This window comes from Pseudomonas sp. E6002 (assembly GCF_013385565.1).
GTDB lineage: Bacteria > Pseudomonadota > Gammaproteobacteria > Pseudomonadales > Pseudomonadaceae > Aquipseudomonas.
Genome location: NZ_JACAPT010000009.1, coordinates 103208 through 120382 on the forward strand (window position 1 = coordinate 103208; position 17175 = coordinate 120382).

Genomic DNA, 17175 nt, shown 5'->3' on the forward strand with positions numbered 1-17175 from the left:
CACCATGATAGATAGCATTACGACGCCGCCCGACCAACGCCAATTGCACCCGCCTTACACCTCTGCCACAATCGCGAATAATTCTCGTTAGTTTAAACTTTCCGATCGGTGTCGCCTTGTCGTCAATCCAAAGTCCCCACAGTGAGCTTGTTGGCGCGTTGTACCGCGACCATCGCAGCTGGCTGTTGGCGTGGCTGCGACGCAACGTGGCCTGCCCCAGCCGCGCCGAAGACCTCAGCCAGGACACCTTCATGCGCCTGCTGGGCCGTGAAGAACTGCGTGAACCCCGCGAGCCGCGGGCGTTCCTGGTGGCCATCGCCAAGGGCCTGCTGTTCGATTATTTCCGCCGCGCCGCGCTGGAACAGGCTTACCTCACCGAACTGATGCTGATCCCGGAAAGTGAGCACCCGTCCCCGGAAGAACAGCAACTGATCCTCGAAGACCTCAAGGCCATCGACCGCCTGCTGGGCAAACTCTCGAGCAAGGCCCGCGCGGCCTTCCTCTACAACCGCCTCGACGGCATGGGCCACGCCGAAATCGCCCAGCGCCTGGGGGTTTCCGTGCCGCGGGTGCGGCAATACCTGGCCCAGGGTATCCGCCAGTGCTACATCGCCCTGTATGGCGAGCCGCTGTGAGCCCGGTCAGTTCCAAGCCGGTGTCGGCGCGGGTGCTCGACGCGGCCATTGCCTGGCAACTGTCCCTCGGTTCGGGCGACGGCAGCGCCGTGGAGCAGGAAGAATTCGCCAAATGGCTGGCCAGCAACGAAGAACACGCCCGCGCCTGGCGCCAGTTGGGCATGCTCGATCAGCGTTTCAGTGTGGCCTCGGGCCCGGCCCGTGCGGCATTGCTGCAGTCGCGCGAAGGCATTCGCCGCCGCGTGCGCAAGCTCGGCAGCGGCCTGGCCAGTGTGGTGCTGGTGTGCGGCCTGGCATTGTTCGTCGGCCAGCGCTACGTGCCGCTCAACTATTGGCTGGCCGACCAGCGCACCGCCACCGGTGAACAGCGCACCCTGAAGCTGGCGGATGGCACCGTGATCAACCTCAACACCCACAGCGCCATTGACGTGCGCTTTGACGAGAAACGTCGGCTGATCGTATTGCAGGAAGGCGAGATCCTTGTCGAAACCGGCCACAACGACGCCCGCCCGTTTTTTGTCGAAACCCGCGAAGGCAGCCTGCGCGCCCTGGGCACACGGTTTATCGTCAAGCGCGAGGAAGATGGCACCCGCCTCAGCGTGTTGCAGTCTGCCGTCGGCGCACAGCCTGAAGCGCTGCATCAAGAGCAGATCTTCAAGGAAGGCCAGCAAGTGCTGATGCGCCGCGACAGCCTCGGCCCGATGCTTGCCGTCAGCCCCGGCACCGACGCCTGGACGCGCGGCATGCTGGTGGTGGACAACGCGCGGCTCGGCGATGTGGTTGCCGAACTGAGCCGCTACCGCACCGGTTACCTGGGTGTGGATAAACAGGTGGCCGACCTGCGGATTACCGGCAGCTTTCCGTTGCACGACACCAACCTGGCACTGAACGCGCTGCTGCCGACCTTGCCGGTGCAAATTCAACAACACACGCCGTGGTGGGTGACGGTGGCGCCCAAGCCGTAGGCTCCTGTGGTGCATAGGCCATTGTCATCGCAGGCAAGCCAGCTCCCACAGGTGGAATGCGTTCCCCTGTGGGAGCTGGCTTGCCTGCGATGAGGCCCTCAAAAACAGCACTCACCTACTAATAGAAATTATTTTCATCGAGCCCTATCACTTTTTGCATCTCGCTCGGCACATAGGCAATTGAGAAATATTTCCATTCAGGAGCCGCCCTATGTCCCGCACGCTAGACACCTTGTTGCGCCCCAGCCTGTTGGCCGTGGCCATTGCCCTCAGCGCTCCGCTGGCCAGCACCCAGTTGCTCGCCGCCGAACAAGCGTCCAGTGTGCGCGCCTACAATCTGCCGGCAGCGTCGCTGGCCACCACCCTGAACCAGATCGCCAGCCAGGCCGGTTTGGCGCTGACGCTGAACCCGGGGTTGGCAGCGGGCAAGACTTCCGCGCCGGTAAAAGGGCAATTCGATGCACAAGGCGCATTGCGTGAAGCGTTGCGCGGGACCGGGCTGCAACTGGAGCAAAGCAGTGCAGGCACGTTCAGCCTGGTAGCGATCCCGGATGGGGTCGTGGCATTGCCGGAGACCAGCATTACCGGCCAGGCCGACGCGGAAAGCGCATGGGGGCCGGTTGACGGTTACCTGGCGACCCGCACCGCTGCCGGCACCAAGACCGATACCGCACTGGTCGAAGCCCCGCGTTCGATCTCCGTCGCCACTCGCCAGCAAATGCAGGACCGCAACGTCCAGAACCTGGATGACGCCGTCAAATACATGCCCGGTATCGTGTCCGCCAGCTACGGCAGTGACACCCGCTACGACTGGATGCGTGTACGCGGCTTCGAACCCACCCAGTTCCTCGACGGCCTGCCGCTGCCACGCGGCGTGTATGCCAACCCGAAAGCCGAAACCTGGAACCTCGACCGCCTTGCGCTGCTGCGTGGGCCGGCCTCGTCGGTCTACGGCCAGACGCCACCGGGTGGCCTGCTGGATATGGTCAGCCGACGTCCAAGTGCCGAGTCGAGCAATGCCATCCAGGTGCAGTACGGCAGCGACAACTACCGCCAGATCAACTTCGCCAGCACCGGCAAGATCGATGATGAAGGCCAGTTTCTCTACGGACTCAGCGGTGTGGTGCGCGACGCCGGCACCCAGGTCGATCACATCGACAACAAGCGCTACAACATCGCCCCCAGCCTGACCTGGAATATTGATACCGACACCAAGCTGACGTTCCTGTCGCAGTTCACCCGCGACGATACCGGCGCCACCAGTCAGTTCCTGCCCATTGTCGGCACCAAGATCAAATCGCCGCTGGGGGACATCTCTCATCACAAGAACCTCGGCGACCCGGACTACGAGTACTACGACCGCACCTACTACGCGCTGGGCTACGCCTTCGAGCATCGCTTCAACGATACCTGGCAGTTCAAGCAGAACCTGCGTTACACCAAGTCGGAGCTGGCTTTCCAGCAACTGACCGTGGGTTCCTACGGTTACTCGACCATTGATGCCGAGGGCAATACCAGCCGCGGGTCGACCAACGTCGACGAAAACATCGGCCAGTTCGCCGTCGACAACAATTTCCAGGCTGACTTCGCCACCGGTGATATCACCCACACGCTGTTGCTCGGCCTGGATCACCAGCGCACCGACACCTCGTACCTGTCGATCTTCGGTGACGGCGGCACAGTCAACCTCTACAACCCCGTCAACACCAAGCCGGTGGTGCGTCCGGCGCGCTCCACCGCTTATTACGACTACAACCAGAAAACCATCCAGACTGGCCTTTACGCCCAGGACCAGATGGCCCTGGACCAGTGGCGCCTGACCCTCGGCGGGCGTGAAGACTGGGTGCACCAAGGCACCACCTACTTCAACAAAAACGATGCAACCAATACCGACCGCAGCAAGAACTTCAGTGGCAACGCCGCGCTGAGCTATGTGTTCGATTCGGGCTTCGTTCCGTACCTCTCCTACGCCGAATCGTTCCAGCCAGCGAGTAACGCCAGCGTCTCGCCAACCGAGTCGTACAAACCCACCGAAGGCAAGCAATGGGAATTGGGGGTCAAGTACCAACCACCCGGCTCAAATACCCTGCTGAGCGCGGCGGTGTACGACCTGACCCAAAAGAACGTGCTGGTTACCAGCTTCGGTGCCGGTGGCCAGTCGATCACCGACCAGACCGGCGAAGTGAAGGTCAAGGGCCTGGAATTGGAAGCCGTCTCTGACGTGACCGAGAACCTTAAGGTCATCGCTGCATACACCCTGGCCAAATCCGAAGTGCAAAAAGGCCAATACAAAGGCAACCGCCTGCAACTGATGCCAAACCAGCAAGCCTCACTGTGGACCGACTACACCTGGCACGCCGGTGTGCTCGACGGTTTCGGCATTGGCGCGGGTGCCCGCTACACCGGCAATACCTATGGCGACCAGGGCAACACCTGGCTGGGCAAGGCCAATGCCTACACCGTGTTCGATGCCTCCGTGCATTACGACCTCGGCCGCCTGGACAACAGCCTCAAGGGGGCTTCGGTGAAACTGAATGCCACCAACCTGTTCGACAAGGATTACATTTCCACCTGCGATGCTTCCTACTGCTACTACGGCGACCAACGCAGCGTCGTCGCCAGTGCCACCTACCAGTGGTAATCGGCTGAGTTAACAACCGGGCCGCCCCCGTGGGCGGCTTCGGTGTGTCTGAAGGCTAGAAAATGAAAAGCAAAACCATCCGCCGCTGGTCCTTCATCCACACCTGGACCAGCCTCGTCTGCACCGTATTCCTGCTGCTGCTCGCCCTCACCGGCCTGCCGTTGATCTTCCACCACGAGATCGACCACCTGCTGGGCAACGAACCCGAGCTGGCACAGATGCCCGCCGATACCCCACAGCTGAACCTCGAACAGCTTGTTGCCAAAGCCCAGGCCCATCGCCCCGGCGAAGCCATGCAATACCTGGCCTGGGACGAAGACGACAAGAACGGCGTGATCGCGATCATGGCCGCCACCGCCGGCACCGAACCCAATTCCTCCCACACCTTCATGCTCGACGCCCGCACCGGCGAGGCCGTGGAAACGCCTTCGGCCAACGGCGGGCTGACGTTGTTCCTGCTGCGCCTGCACGTCGATATGTTCGCCGGGCTGCCGGGCAAGTTGCTGCTGGCGTTCATGGGCATTCTGTTTGTGCTGGCGATCATCTCCGGCACGGTGTTGTACCTGCCGTTCATGCGCCGGCTGAAATTCGCCACGGTGCGCCAGGACAAATCCACCCGTCTGCGCTGGCTCGACCTGCACAACCTGATCGGCGTGGTCACCCTGACCTGGGCGCTGGTAGTGGGCGTGACCGGCGTGATCAGCGCCTGCGCCGACCTGATCATCGCCGCGTGGCGCACCGACAGCCTCAGCGCAATGATCGAGCCCTACAAAAACGCCCCGCCGCTGACCCTGCGCGCCCCCGCCACCGACCTGCTGACGATTGCCGCCAAGGCCGCGCCCGGGATGGAGCCGGACTTTATCGCGTTCCCCGGCACGCGTTTCTCCAGCGAGCATCACTACGCGGTGTTCATGAAAGGCAGCACCCACCTGACTTCACACCTGCTGACGCCGGTATTGATCGACGCCAGCAACCTGCACGTCACCGCCATCGCCGAACGGCCGTGGTACATGGACGCCATGGGCATGTCCCAGCCGCTGCACTTCGGTGACTACGGCGGCATGCCAATGAAGATCCTGTGGGCGGTGCTGGATGTGCTGACCATCATCGTCCTGGGCAGTGGCGTGTACCTGTGGCTGGTGCGGCGCAAGGCGGCCAAGTCATGAAGCCGAGGCAATCGAGTTTCTGGAAGGTATTCGGCATTCCGCTGGCCATCGGGTTGTTGAGTGCTGCCGGATTGTTTGCGGCATTGCTGGGGGACGGCTTGTGGGATTCGCTGAGCTGGGTGGGGCTGGGCATTCCGGCCGCCATAGGTAGCTGGGCGTTGCTCAAGCGTTGAGATAGATTAGCGCTGCCCTTTTCCGAGGAATGCCCATGTCCACCCCCAGCATGACGTTGTTCCACAACCCTGCCTCGCCGTTTGTGCGCAAAGTACGGGTGTTGTTGCACGAGACCGGTCAACTGGACCGCGTGACCTTGCACGCCTGCGTGCCGACGCCGGTCAAGCCCGACGCCGATGTAATCCTGGACAACGCGCTGGGCAAGATCCCCGCCCTGCGCCTGGCCGACGGCAATGCGCTGCACGACAGCCGGGTGATCCTCGATTACCTCGACTACCAACACACCGGGACTCCACTGATCCCCCGGAACGGCCCGGCCCGCTGGCGGCGCCTGACCCTGACCTCGACCGCCGACGGCATCATGGATGCCGCCGTACTGGTGCGTTATGAAACCGCCATGCGCCCCGAGGAAAAACATTGGGACCTGTGGCTGGAAGGCCAGCGCGACAAGATCCGCCGCGCCCTCGACATGCTCGAACAGGACGCCATCGCCGAACTGGCCGGGCCGTTTGACGTGGCCGCGATCAGCGTGGCGTGTGCACTGGCTTATCTGGACTTCCGCCACCCGGACATGCAGTGGCGGTCGAGCCATCCGAAGCTGGCGGCGTGGTATGCCGAGGTGAGTCAGCGGCCGTCGATGCTCCAGACCCAGCCACCGGCCTAACCTGCTGCAAGGGTTCTTTTGTGGTGAGGGAGCTTGCTCCCGCTGGGCTGCGCAGCGGCCCCAAAAATCCTGGGAGCGCTTCGCACTCCAGCGGGAGCAAGCTCCCTCGCCACAAAAAGCTCCCGGGCCAAAGGGAACAGCGCGTTGATCCTCACCACTAACTGCGCGCCCTCTTGCTGATCTTCCCGCAACCCCAACAACCTACTCATCACCCATCTCCTTGCGCTTGCCCACCCCATACCAATCCAGCTTGCGGGTCAGCACCATCACCGTGCCCAGCAACCCGAACAGCAGCAACGAGCCCATCAACAACGCGTAATCCTCGGCACTCAGCAACCCGTACAGCAAGCTATACAACGCCGCCAACCCTGCTGAAAACCCCAGGCCATGGGCGACACTGCGCAGCACATGGCAGACGTAAAACCCGATCAGCAACACACAGGCCGCCGCCGATATCAGGTAAGCCGGGCCAAACCCGATGTGCTCGGACAACGACAACAGCAGCAGGTAGAAAAACGCCAGGGCAACCCCCACCAGCGCGTACTGGATCGGGTGCACCGCCAGGCTCTTGAGCACCTCGAACAGGAAGAAACCGGCAAACGTCAGGGCAATGAACAGCAGCGCATATTTGATCGCCCGATCGCTCTTGAGGTACTGGTCCACCGGGTCGATAAAGCTCACGCCGAAGCTGCGGCTGTTGAAGTCGTCACAGCCACGCTCGGCCAGGCAACTGCTGAGTGCTTCTTCCAAATTGGTGGAGAAAAATGTGGTCTGCCAATGGGCGCTGAAGCCTTGCGCGGTGACCTCACGCTGGGCCGGCAGGAAGTTGCCGATAAAGCTTGGGTGCGGCCAGTTGGACGCGAGTTTGACCTGGCTGGTCTTGCCCACCGGCACCACTTGCAGTTGCTCGGTGCCTTGCAGGCGCAGGTCAAAGGCGAAGTCAAAAGGTGACGGATTGTGGCTGTCCTGCTCGGGCAGCATCACGTGCACACCCTCCCCCAGCCAAGCCACTTGAGTGCCCGGGGAAAACGCCAGTTGCTGGCTGCCCAGCTCCAGCTTCAACGCATTTTCGATGCCGCGAATGTCGCTGATACCCACTGCCAGATACGCCGGGTCAAAGCGGTAATCGGCAAAGTTTTCCGTGATGCCCCACTGCTCCGGCAACACAAACCGCCCACTGATACGGCTGTCGGCGTGGAACAACCGCGCCTGGTAGATGCCCCGGGCGCGCACTTCGGTTTGCACCTGCCCGTCGAGGGCAAATTGCTCCGGCAGGAAATACAGATGACCACGCACCTCGCGGGTTTCTTCGTAGCGTTCGTTGAGCTTTTCATTGAGCTTCCACTCCCGGACGGTCTTGCGATAAGGCACCACCAGCACCGGGCCATTGAGGCGCTGGCTGTAGCTGGAACTGCGGGCGATATCCTGCAAGACGTCGTCGCGCAGTTGCTGACGGTCGGTAATCACCCCGTGGATCATCAGCAACGGAATCAACAACAGCACGATCAGCAGCGCGATGGCGCCCAATTTGAAAAGCAGATTGCGGTTCATGAAGCTCTCCCTGTTTTGATGAGGGAGAGTCTGGCGGGCGCTTAAGGGGGATTTATGAAGGGAATGTGGAGACTGTGTGGAGATGCAGTTTTACCTGCACGCCGCCGGGCACGTTGCCGATCTGCAGTGAGCCGCCGTGCAGCTTCATCACCTCTTCGACAAAATTCAGCCCAAGGCCGGTGCTCTTGCGCCCGCTGGCCGGGCGCGGCAGGGAATAGAAGCGCTCGCTCAGGCGCGGCAACGCGTACTCGGGAATGGCGTCGGCCTGGTTGAACAGGGTGAATTCGATCCCGTCATCCAAGGCCTTGGCGCTGAACCGCAATGTGCCACCGGGCGGTGTGAAATCCAGTGCGTTTTCCAGCAGGTTACCCAGTGCCTGGCGCAGCAGGAACGGCTCGCCGTACACCTGCAGATCCGCGTCAATCGCCTGCTCGACCTGCAACCCGGCGCCTTCAATGCGCGCACATTGAGCCCTGAGCACGTCGTCCACCAGCGCCGCCAACAACAGGCTGGCCTGGTCCTCAAGGCCCTGGCGCTGCTCCACCTGCGCCAGGTTCAGCAGGCGTTCGATCAACTGCTGCAAGCGCGCGCTTTCACTGTCGATATTGCTCACGAAACGCTGCTGCTGGTCACGGGACATGTCGCCCTGCAACAGCTCCGCCGCACCACGAATCGCCGCCAGCGGGCTTTTCAATTCGTGGGTCAGGGTGTGCACATAACGTTCCACGTACGCCTTGCCTTCCAGCTGGGTGCGCATGTGTTCCACGGCGGTGGACAACTGCTCCAGTTCACCACCGCGATAGTGCGGCAACTCGGCACGCCGGCCTTCACTCACCGCCTGGGCATACGCCGTCAGCCGGCGCAGTGCGACACTCAACCACCACGACAACAGCGCACCAAACAGCAAGCCCAGGGCGACCAGCCCGGCGCCGTACCACAGCAGCCGGTCTTCGGTGCGGTCCACATAGGGTTGCAGTGAACTGTTGGGCTTGGCCACAGTGACCACGCCGATGATCTGCCCGCTATCGCGGATCGGCGCGCCGACGTGCATCACCGATGAGGCAGGGTCGTCCAGTTCGCTGCGGGTCGAGCGCGCACCGTATTCGCCGCGCAGGGTCAGGTACACGTCGTTCCACTTCGAATAGTCCTCGCCCACCGCCTCGCCGGTGGAGTCCAGCAACACGATGCCCTTGGCGTCGGTGACGTAGATGCGGTGGTTGACCTGGTTTTTCGGCAGGCCCCAGATATTCGCGCCGGGCTGACGCTCACCGTAGGCCTTGAGCAGTTCGGGCCAGTGGCTCTGGCCGAGGGTGCCGTTCTTCACATCGTCGCGCAGGATTTCCGCCAGCAGGTTGGCGGTGTCCACCAGGGTTTCCTCGGTGGACTGGCGCACGCCGGGGCGGATTTCCTTCATCACGGTGCTGAGTACGAAGTAGCCGGTCAGGCCGATAAACAATGCGTACACCAGGAAGAACCGAATCCCCAGGCGCATCAGCTGTTGCCCGGGCTGTAGCTGTAGCCCAGGCCACGGTGGGTCTGGATGGGCTCCGCCTCGGGCGCCACCGCGCGCAATTTGCAGCGCACGCTTTTGATATGGCTGTCGATATTGCGCTCGTAGCCTGCGTCCGCCGCCACGCCCACCGCATCCAGCAGTTGCTCGCGGCTGAACACCCGCTCGGGTTGCTCCAGCAGGCTGTGCAGCAGACGGAATTCATGGCGAGTGAGGCTCAGGGGCTGGCCGCGATAACTGATCTGCATGCGCTCCAGGTCCACCTGGAACACCGCCGGAGCAGCACCGGGGCCCACGCGCTTGAGAATGGCCCGTACCCGCGCTGCCACTTCCCGCGGGCTGAACGGCTTGACTACATAGTCGTCAGCGCCGATCTCAAGACCCACCACGCGGTCGATCTCACCGTCCCGGGCGCTGAGGAACATCACCGGTACTTCGCTGAAACGCCGCAGTTGCTTGCAGGTTTCAAAGCCGGTGATGTCCGGCAGGCCGATGTCGAGGATGACCAGGTCCGCCGGGGTTTGCCGCTGATGGGCCAGCGCCGCCTGGCCGAGGCTCAACCAGGTGGTGGTGAAGCCCTCGCCTTGCAGGGCGAAAATCAGTGTGTCAGCGATAGCCGCTTCGTCTTCGACAATCAGGATATGCGCCATGGTGTTCCGTCAGCAGTCCGGTTTGTCCGCAGTGTAACGGCGGGCCGGGTTTACCGCAGCGCCGAATTCACGCAGGGCCTTGGCGCCGATCAGCAGCGGGTAGTTGAAGCTGCTGCGGTCGGTGAGGTTGACCTCGACGGTGCGCTTGACGTTGCCCAGGCACATTTCCAGGTCGATCACCGGGCGCTTGGCCACGGTGGCTTCGTCCTTGTCGTCATCTTCGTCGGCGCGGCTCTTGATTTTGCTGATGCGCGAAACCTTGTGCTCGTACACCTTGTTGGTGGCGTCCTTGCCGCCGAGGCGGAAGCGTACCCAGTCGTCGCCATCACGGGTGAAGGTCTCGATGTCCCGGGCCGACAGCGAGGCGGTCAGCGCGCCGGTGTCCATCTTGGCCTTGAAGGTCTCACCGATTTCCGGCAGTTGGATGTATTCGTAGCGACCGTAAAGGGTCGGCTCGGCGGCCATGACAGGCAAGGCCACCAGCGTTAGCAGGGCAAGGATGGATTTCACGTAGGAGGTTTCCTTGAAATAAGTGGGCCAATTCTAGACTGCAAATTCGCTGCTTAGTTAGATCACAGAGCATACCCAGCCCGCTGTGAAACATTCGTAAGCTTATTTGCGATTTGGTCTCCAGGCCCAAGCTGCTTATCATGGCGGGCCAAAAATGATTCCAAGAGTTACTTATGCGCCGCCTGCTCACCGGCTGTTTCGTCACATTGCTGCTGTTGCTCAACACCCTGGTGCTGTTCGGGCCGCTGATGGTGTTTGCCCTGCTCAAGCTGGTGGCCCCCGGTCGCTTTCGTGACTATGCGTCCTGGGCCGTCATGTGGATCGCCGAAACCTGGGCCGAGATCGACAAGCTGATCTTCGCCCTGTGCATCCCTACCCAATGGGACATTCGCGGCGGCGGCGACCTGCGGGGTGACACTTCTTACCTGGTGATCAGCAACCATCAATCCTGGGTCGACATCCCCGCACTGATCCAGGCCCTCAACCGGCGCACGCCGTTCTTCAAGTTCTTCCTGAAAAAGGAACTGATCTGGGTACCCTTCCTGGGCCTGGCCTGGTGGGCACTCGATTACCCGTTCATGAAGCGCTACAGCAAGGCATTCCTGGCCAAACACCCGGAACTGGCAGGCCAGGACCTGAAAATCACCAAAGAGGCCTGCGAGTTGTTCAAGCGCCAGCCGGTCACCGTGGTGAACTACCTGGAAGGCACGCGGTTCACCCCGGCCAAGCGCAAACAGCAGGCTTCACCCTTCGAGCGCCTGCTCAAGCCCAAGGCGGGTGGCGTGGCGTTCGTGCTCGCGGCGTTGGGTGAACAGCTGGATGCGGTGCTCGACGTCACCGTGGTTTATCCACAGGAAAACATTCCCGGCTTCTGGGACTTGATCAGTGGCGCAGTGCCGAAGGTGATCGTGGATATCCGTACCCGAGAGCTGGATCCGGCGTTGTGGCAGGGGGATTACGAGAACGATCCGGCGTTTCGCCAGACCGTCCAGAACTGGGTCAACCAGCTCTGGATGGAGAAGGATGCGCGCATCGCCCAACTGCGCGCGGAGCGGCCTTAGCCGCCAGTGCCCCAGGCCGAAGCCAGTTTGCCCAGCACCGATTCGCTGGCGCCCTGGCCGCCCAGGTATTTCAGGATAACCGGCGCAAACTGGCCAACCATCCCACTGTCCATGCCCAGCGCGCTGAACGCGGTGTTCAGGTCGTTGGTGTTCTTCACGTTACCCAACACGCCGTCCAGGCCCGAGGTCTTGCTGCCGCCGCTCTGGCCGAGCATGCCGCTCAGGGCGCCGAGGCTGCCCAGGGAGTTGCTGCCGGAGAGCTTGTCCAGGCCCGGTACGCTTTTGGTCAGTTGCGAGTAATCACCGCCGCCCAATTTATTCTTGGCCAGGCCCAGCATTGCGCCGGTACCACCAACGGCCTGCTCAGGGGTCACGTTCAATTGCGAGGTCAGTGCCTGCAGCAGACCAGCGGTCTGTGAAGTGGGTGCAGCCGCTGCTGCCTTGTCGCCACCTTGTGCACCGGACACGGCGTTGGCCACGTCGCCGAGGCTGAAACCTGCCGCAAATACCGGGCTGGCCGCCACGGTCAACAGGCAGGACAGGGCAAAACCGCGTGAAATCTTCATCAAGACAACCTCTGAAAGTAAGCGCAAAAAGCAGGAGTTTGACTGGGTACGCCGAAGGATTGTTCCCTCCCTGCAGATTAGTTCAGAAAACCACTGCATCCGATGCGCCTTGCGCTGCGTATATCCACCACGAGCCGCACGGAGGTAGATGGAATGAATGCCCAAGCTGGACTAACCTCAGCCTGCCCTCTTTACCGTGCGCCGTCCCATCGCTCTGTTGCAAGCGCCTGGAGAAGTCCTATTTCGACCCACGATGCAGATCAGCTACGGCAATTGCTGGCCCAGTGTTCCCTGGGTAATCGCCAGGCGTTCGAAACGCTCTATCGCAGCGTTTCCCCGCGTTTGCACGGTGTTGCCTTGCGTTTCATGGGTCGCAAGGAGCTGGCCGAGGAGGTGTTGCAGGAAAGCTTCGTGCGCATCTGGTACAACGCCTCACGCTATGAGGCCCATCTGTCGGCGCCCATGACCTGGATGGTCAATATCACCCGCAACCTGGCGATCGACCAGTTGCGCAAACACCGCGAACAACCCTTGAGCGAAGGCCAGGAGGACGCCACGGCCGACGAAAGCCCCAGCGCCCATGAACAGCTCGACAGCGAGCGTGAAGCCCTCGCCCTGAACCGCTGCCTCGACAGCCTCGAAGGCATGCAGCGTCAATCGATCACCGTGGCTTACTTCCAGGGCTTGTCGTGCTCGGAATTGGCCGAACAGCTGGCCGCGCCGCTGGGCTCGGTCAAATCCTGGATTCGCCGCGGCATGGAGCGCTTGCGCAGGTGCCTTGAATCATGAACTACCAGACCACCGCCCTGCGCCGCGCCCTGGCGGCTGACTACGCCATCGGGCTGATGCCTGCCACCGCCCGCCGGCGCTTTGAAGCGCTGCTGCGGGATGACGCGGCGCTGCGCGTCGAACTCGGGCACTGGCAGGATGCCCTCGCCAGCCTCACCGGGCCGCTGCCTGAACGGCCGGTGCCGGACCACGTATGGGAAGGGATCAAGGCGCGCATTGAGCCGCAAGTGCTGCATATGCCGGCGAAGAAACCGTTCTGGATGAACCTGCGCTTGCTGGTAGCGGCGTGCGGGGTGGCGATCGCGGTGTTGGTGGGCGTGTTGTACCAGCGCGACCTTGGGGTGGAGTACAACGCCACGCTGGTGGCGGCCAATCAACAGCCCGCGCTGAAGATCCAGGCCTATGCGGATCATCTGCAAGTGGAACCGCTGACCCTGGCGGCTGTGGAGCCGGCCCGCGCGTTGGAACTGTGGGCAATCCCGGCGGGCGGCAAACCCATCTCCCTGGGGTTGTTGCCGGTGTCGGGTAACGGCCGAATCCAGTTGAGCAAAGAACACCAGGCGCTGCTGACGGCGCCGCTGACCCTGGCAGTGAGCCTTGAGCCTCAGGGGGGCTCGCCGACCGGACAACCCACCGGGCCGGTGCTGTATCAGGGCCAATTGGCATCACTCTGATCCGAGGCTCAATACGACGGATGAGGAACCGATCGCCGTTAACTGGGTCCATGAAAGACTACAAAACATGTCAGGAAGAGCCTAATGACTGCGATCAACCCCCAAGTGATTGAGCACAAGCCTTCATTCTGGAACCGCCCACGCCTGTTCGTCGGCGCCTGTTTGGTGATAGTGGCAGGCGTCGGCGGCGCCCTCTACACCCAGGACAGCGTCAAGGCTGCCGCATTGCTGGTGAACACCACCCAGCAACCGGCCACGCAAATCGTGGCCCACAAGGATTACCTCGAAGTGCAGCCGATTGCCGCCACCGCACCGGCTCCGGATCAAAGCCTGGAACTGTGGGCCGTCCCGGCTGACGGCACGCCAGTGTCGCTGGGCCTGCTGCCGGAAGACGGCAAAGGCATTATCGGCATCAACCCTCGCCAGCAGGAGTCGATCAGCAAGCCGGTGACACTGATGGTCAGTTCGGAAACCAAGGGTGGCTCGGTGAGCAAGCAGCCGACGGGGCCAACGGTGTATCAGGGGGCTTTGGCGATCCGCTGATTTTCCCACCCAACCGCAGATGCAAAAAAGGCGACCCTGAGGTCGCCTTTTTAATTGCCCGCGATTTAAGCCGCGCTGAACAACTTGTGCGGATCAATCACAAACTTCTTCGGCACGCCCGCATCGAACTCACCGTACCCGCGTGGCGCGTCATCCAGGCTGATGACTTCCACACCGACGATGTCGGCAATGTTGATACGGTCCCACATGATCGCCTGCATCAGTTGGCGGTTGTACTTCATCACAGGGGTTTGCCCGGTGTGGAAGCTGTGGGACTTGGCCCAGCCCAGGCCGAAACGAATGCTCAGGCTGCCCATTTTTGCAGCGGCATCCACGGCACCCGGGTCTTCGGTGACGTACAGGCCCGGAATACCGATTTTGCCAGCCACCCGCACCACGCCCATCAACGAGTTGAGCACGGTGGCCGGAGCCTCTGCCTTGGCCCCTTCATGACCATGGCCACGCGCTTCGAAACCCACGGCATCGACGGCGCAATCCACTTCCGGCTCGCCCAGCAACGCAGCGATCTGTTCGTGCAGCGGGGTGTCTTTCGACAGGTCGGCAATTTCAAAACCCTGGGCCTTGGCGTGGGCCAGGCGGATCGGGTTGACGTCACCGATGATCACCACCGCAGCGCCCAGCAGGCGAGCGGAAGCGGCAGCCGCCAGGCCTACCGGACCGGCACCGGCGATGTAGACCGTGCTGCCCGGGCCAACGCCCGCAGTGACTGCGCCGTGGTAGCCGGTGGGCAGGATGTCGGAGAGGCAAGTCAGGTCGCGGATTTTCTCCATGGCCTTGTCGCGGTCCGGCAGTTTCAACAGGTTGAAGTCGGCGTAAGGCACCAGCACGTATTCGGCCTGGCCGCCAGTCCAGTCGCCCATGTCGACATAGCCGTAGGCGCCACCGGCACGGGCCGGGTTGACGGTCAGGCACACGCCGGTGTGCTGCTCTTTGCAGGAACGGCAACGGCCGCATGCGACGTTGAACGGCACCGACACCAGGTCGCCGATCTTCAGGTTCTCGACGTCGCTGCCCTTCTCGATCACTTCGCCGGTGATTTCGTGGCCCAGGACCAGGCCGGTCTGGGCAGTGGTGCGGCCGCGCACCATGTGTTGGTCGGAGCCGCAGATGTTGGTGGAGACCACGCGCAGGATGACGCCGTGCTCAATCTTCCTGCCACGGGGGTCCTGCATTTTGGGATAGTCGATTTTCTGTACTTCGACCTTGCCGTTGCCGAGATACACGACACCACGATTACCAGACATGCTTTCACCTCGCTGTTGTTTTTATGGAACCGCGTTGCCCAGGCAGGCAGCGCGTTTAAGTGCTCGGGTACAGATGCTGTTTTTGCGTTGTTAGTAAGGGCCTCTTCGCGAGCAAGCCCGCTCCCACAGTTGACCGAGTCCTACCTTTGAAATGCGGTCGAATGTGGGAGCGGGCTTGCTCGCGAAGGCGTCCATCAGAGCACCACTGTCCGATTGGCGTTCAAGAACACCCGCCGCTCAATGTGATACCCCACGGCCCGGGCCAGGGTCAGGCCTTCGATATCCCGTCCCTTGGCAATCAAATCTTCCGGATAGTGACTGTGGTCCACCACCTCCACGCCCTGGGCGATGATCGGGCCTTCGTCCAAATCGTTATTGATGTAATGCGCAGTGGCGCCCACCAGTTTCACCCCCTTGTTGTAAGCCTGGTGATACGGCTTGGCGCCCTTGAAACCGGGCAGCAGGGAGTGGTGGATGTTGATGGCTTTACCGTCAAGCTTGCGGCACAGCTCCGGCGACAGCACTTGCATATAGCGCGCAAGAATCACCAGCTCGGCGCCGGACTCTTCGATCACCTGCCACACCTGGCGCTCCTGCGACGGCTTGTCGTTGGGGTCCAGGGGAAAGTGGTAATAGGGAATCTGGTGCCAGTCGGCCAGGGGCTTGAGGTCCGGGTGATTGGAGACTACGGCGACCACGTCCATCGACAGTTGGCCGATGCGCTGGCGGTAGAGCAAATCGTTGAGGCAGTGATCGGCCTTGGAGACCATGATCACCACTTTCGGCCGGTAGTTCGGCGCGGTCAGTTCGAAGATCATGCCGAAGGCTTCGCCACGGGTGGCCAGGCCATCGCGGAAGGCTTGTTCGTCGAAACCATCGGGCTGGCGGAACTCCACGCGGATGAAGAACCGGCCCGAGAGCCGGTCATCGAAGGAGTGGTGCTCAGTGACGTAGCAGCCTTGCTCGAACAGGTAGCGAGTGACCGCGTCCACCGTGCCGAGCACGCTGGGGCAGTCGGCGGTCAAAATCCATGTATCGGGTACGCGGCTCATTATTCGTGACTCCTTGATCGTTCCCACGCTCTGCGTGGGAACGCCGCAATGGACGCTCTGCGTCCGCTCTTGGGACGCGGAGCGTCCCGGGATGCATTCCCACGCAGAGCGTGGGAACGATCAGGCCTGGACGCTTAAACCATACTCAGCCGCCGCATCCTGCAACCACAGCCACCAGTAATCCGAGAAGCTGCGACGAATCACCAGCTCCCAGGTGTCTTCAGCAGTATGGCGAATCACCAATTGCGACTTGGCAAACACCGTGCCCACCGCCTTGCCCACCGGGAAGCTGTTGGGGTGCACGTCGTAGCTGGTGGATTTCATCAGCACATCGCGCACGTTGGGGCCGCTGAGTTCGAGAATCTGCTGGCCGCCGCTGACGTTGACGACCTGGATATGCAAATCACCCAGCGCCTCACGCAAACTTTGCTCGGCGGCGAATTCCTCACCGCCTGGCACTACCAGCAACCACTCATCCGGACCGAGCCATTGCAGGCTGGTCTCGCCCTTGACGATGACTTGCAGGGCACCGGGCAATTCGATACCCAAGGCTTTGTGCACACCGGCGGCGAAGGCTGCGTCATGGCCATCGCCACGAATGGTCAGGTGGCCCAGCAGTTTCTTTTCACGCACGGTCACGCCGGCATTCTTGCGGCCCTTGCCTACCAGGCTGGCGAGGTCGGCATGGTGCAGCGACGACTCGGCCTTGGCTCCGGAGGTGGGGCGTTGTTGGTAAACATTGGCTGCTGTCATAAAGCA

18 protein-coding genes are annotated in these 17175 nt (G+C 62.0%); 10 read left to right on the top strand and 8 right to left on the bottom strand.

What is annotated here, in order from left to right; genetic code table 11:
- Positions 1–116: 116 nt before the first annotated feature.
- The 6 genes from HX815_RS06740 (at position 117) to HX815_RS06765 (ending at position 6245) form a co-directional block, all read left to right on the top strand.
- Positions 117–635: an RNA polymerase sigma factor gene (locus tag HX815_RS06740; protein WP_010167452.1), complete on the top strand. Its 519-nt coding sequence runs from the start codon at positions 117–119 to the stop codon at positions 633–635.
- Positions 632–1600, top strand: a complete 969-nt coding sequence (locus HX815_RS06745; protein WP_102370054.1) for a FecR domain-containing protein — start codon at positions 632–634, stop codon at positions 1598–1600. Before HX815_RS06740 ends, HX815_RS06745 begins: the two co-directional genes overlap by 4 nt.
- Positions 1601–1811: 211 nt before the next feature.
- The gene (locus HX815_RS06750; protein ID WP_177027985.1) at positions 1812–4241 is read left to right on the top strand and encodes a TonB-dependent siderophore receptor; all 2430 of its coding nucleotides are present in this window, start codon (positions 1812–1814) and stop codon (positions 4239–4241) included.
- Positions 4242–4303: 62 nt separating this feature from the next.
- Positions 4304–5407: a PepSY domain-containing protein gene (locus HX815_RS06755; RefSeq protein WP_177027986.1), complete on the top strand. Its 1104-nt coding sequence runs from the start codon at positions 4304–4306 to the stop codon at positions 5405–5407.
- Complete coding sequence (locus tag HX815_RS06760) at positions 5404–5580, top strand: hypothetical protein (RefSeq protein ID WP_003209216.1); 177 nt, start codon at positions 5404–5406, stop codon at positions 5578–5580. The genes HX815_RS06755 and HX815_RS06760 overlap by 4 nt, the downstream gene beginning before the upstream one ends.
- 35 nt (positions 5581–5615) lie before the next feature.
- Positions 5616–6245, top strand: a complete 630-nt coding sequence (locus HX815_RS06765) for a glutathione S-transferase (RefSeq protein WP_177027987.1) — start codon at positions 5616–5618, stop codon at positions 6243–6245.
- A gap of 201 nt (positions 6246–6446) precedes the next feature.
- Here the strand turns inward: HX815_RS06765 and creD are convergent, their stop codons facing one another.
- From creD to HX815_RS06785, 4 genes are read right to left on the bottom strand one after another with little or no spacing between them, the layout of a single operon-like run.
- Positions 6447–7796: a cell envelope integrity protein CreD gene (creD, locus tag HX815_RS06770; protein ID WP_177027988.1), complete on the bottom strand. Its 1350-nt coding sequence runs from the start codon at positions 7794–7796 to the stop codon at positions 6447–6449.
- 52 nt (positions 7797–7848) lie between these two features.
- Positions 7849–9288 (bottom strand): two-component system sensor histidine kinase CreC, encoded by a 1440-nt coding sequence (creC, locus tag HX815_RS06775; protein ID WP_177027989.1) that lies wholly within the window; start codon positions 9286–9288, stop codon positions 7849–7851.
- Positions 9288–9956: a two-component system response regulator CreB gene (gene creB / locus HX815_RS06780; protein ID WP_177027990.1), complete on the bottom strand. Its 669-nt coding sequence runs from the start codon at positions 9954–9956 to the stop codon at positions 9288–9290. Before creB ends, creC begins: the two co-directional genes overlap by 1 nt.
- A gap of 9 nt (positions 9957–9965) precedes the next feature.
- Positions 9966–10466: an ATP-dependent zinc protease gene (locus HX815_RS06785; RefSeq protein WP_003209205.1), complete on the bottom strand. Its 501-nt coding sequence runs from the start codon at positions 10464–10466 to the stop codon at positions 9966–9968.
- Positions 10467–10639: 173 nt separating this feature from the next.
- Between HX815_RS06785 and HX815_RS06790 the strand changes: the two genes are divergently transcribed.
- The gene (locus HX815_RS06790) at positions 10640–11527 is read left to right on the top strand and encodes an acyltransferase (protein ID WP_003209204.1); all 888 of its coding nucleotides are present in this window, start codon (positions 10640–10642) and stop codon (positions 11525–11527) included.
- On the opposite strand, the gene HX815_RS06795 is transcribed toward HX815_RS06790, so the two are convergent.
- Complete coding sequence (locus tag HX815_RS06795) at positions 11524–12093, bottom strand: DUF2780 domain-containing protein (RefSeq protein ID WP_003209203.1); 570 nt, start codon at positions 12091–12093, stop codon at positions 11524–11526. The genes HX815_RS06790 and HX815_RS06795 overlap by 4 nt on opposite strands.
- 153 nt (positions 12094–12246) lie before the next feature.
- On the opposite strand from HX815_RS06795, the gene HX815_RS06800 reads away from it, so the two are divergent.
- From HX815_RS06800 to HX815_RS06810, 3 genes are all read left to right on the top strand, one after another.
- Positions 12247–12882 carry a sigma-70 family RNA polymerase sigma factor gene (locus tag HX815_RS06800; protein WP_177027991.1) on the top strand — a complete coding sequence of 212 codons (636 nt, stop codon included), beginning with the start codon at positions 12247–12249 and terminating at the stop codon, positions 12880–12882.
- Positions 12879–13556, top strand: coding sequence for an anti-sigma factor domain-containing protein (locus tag HX815_RS06805; protein WP_177027992.1), 678 nt, complete (start codon positions 12879–12881; stop codon positions 13554–13556). The genes HX815_RS06800 and HX815_RS06805 overlap by 4 nt, the downstream gene beginning before the upstream one ends.
- A gap of 84 nt (positions 13557–13640) precedes the next feature.
- Positions 13641–14099 (top strand): anti-sigma factor domain-containing protein, encoded by a 459-nt coding sequence (locus tag HX815_RS06810; RefSeq protein WP_003209196.1) that lies wholly within the window; start codon positions 13641–13643, stop codon positions 14097–14099.
- 65 nt (positions 14100–14164) lie between these two features.
- Here the strand turns inward: HX815_RS06810 and fdhA are convergent, their stop codons facing one another.
- The 3 genes from fdhA to HX815_RS06825 all read right to left on the bottom strand — a co-directional run bounded on the left by fdhA (position 14165) and on the right by HX815_RS06825 (position 17169).
- Positions 14165–15364, bottom strand: coding sequence for a formaldehyde dehydrogenase, glutathione-independent (gene fdhA / locus HX815_RS06815; RefSeq protein WP_003209194.1), 1200 nt, complete (start codon positions 15362–15364; stop codon positions 14165–14167).
- A 194-nt stretch (positions 15365–15558) separates the two neighbouring features.
- On the bottom strand, positions 15559–16416 hold the full coding sequence (gene purU, locus HX815_RS06820) for a formyltetrahydrofolate deformylase (protein WP_003209192.1): 858 nt from the start codon (positions 16414–16416) through the stop codon (positions 15559–15561).
- A 120-nt stretch (positions 16417–16536) separates the two neighbouring features.
- Entirely contained in the window at positions 16537–17169 is a 633-nt protein-coding gene (locus HX815_RS06825; protein ID WP_008434339.1) for a sarcosine oxidase subunit gamma, read from the bottom strand.
- Between the last annotated feature and the right edge of the window lie 6 nt (positions 17170–17175).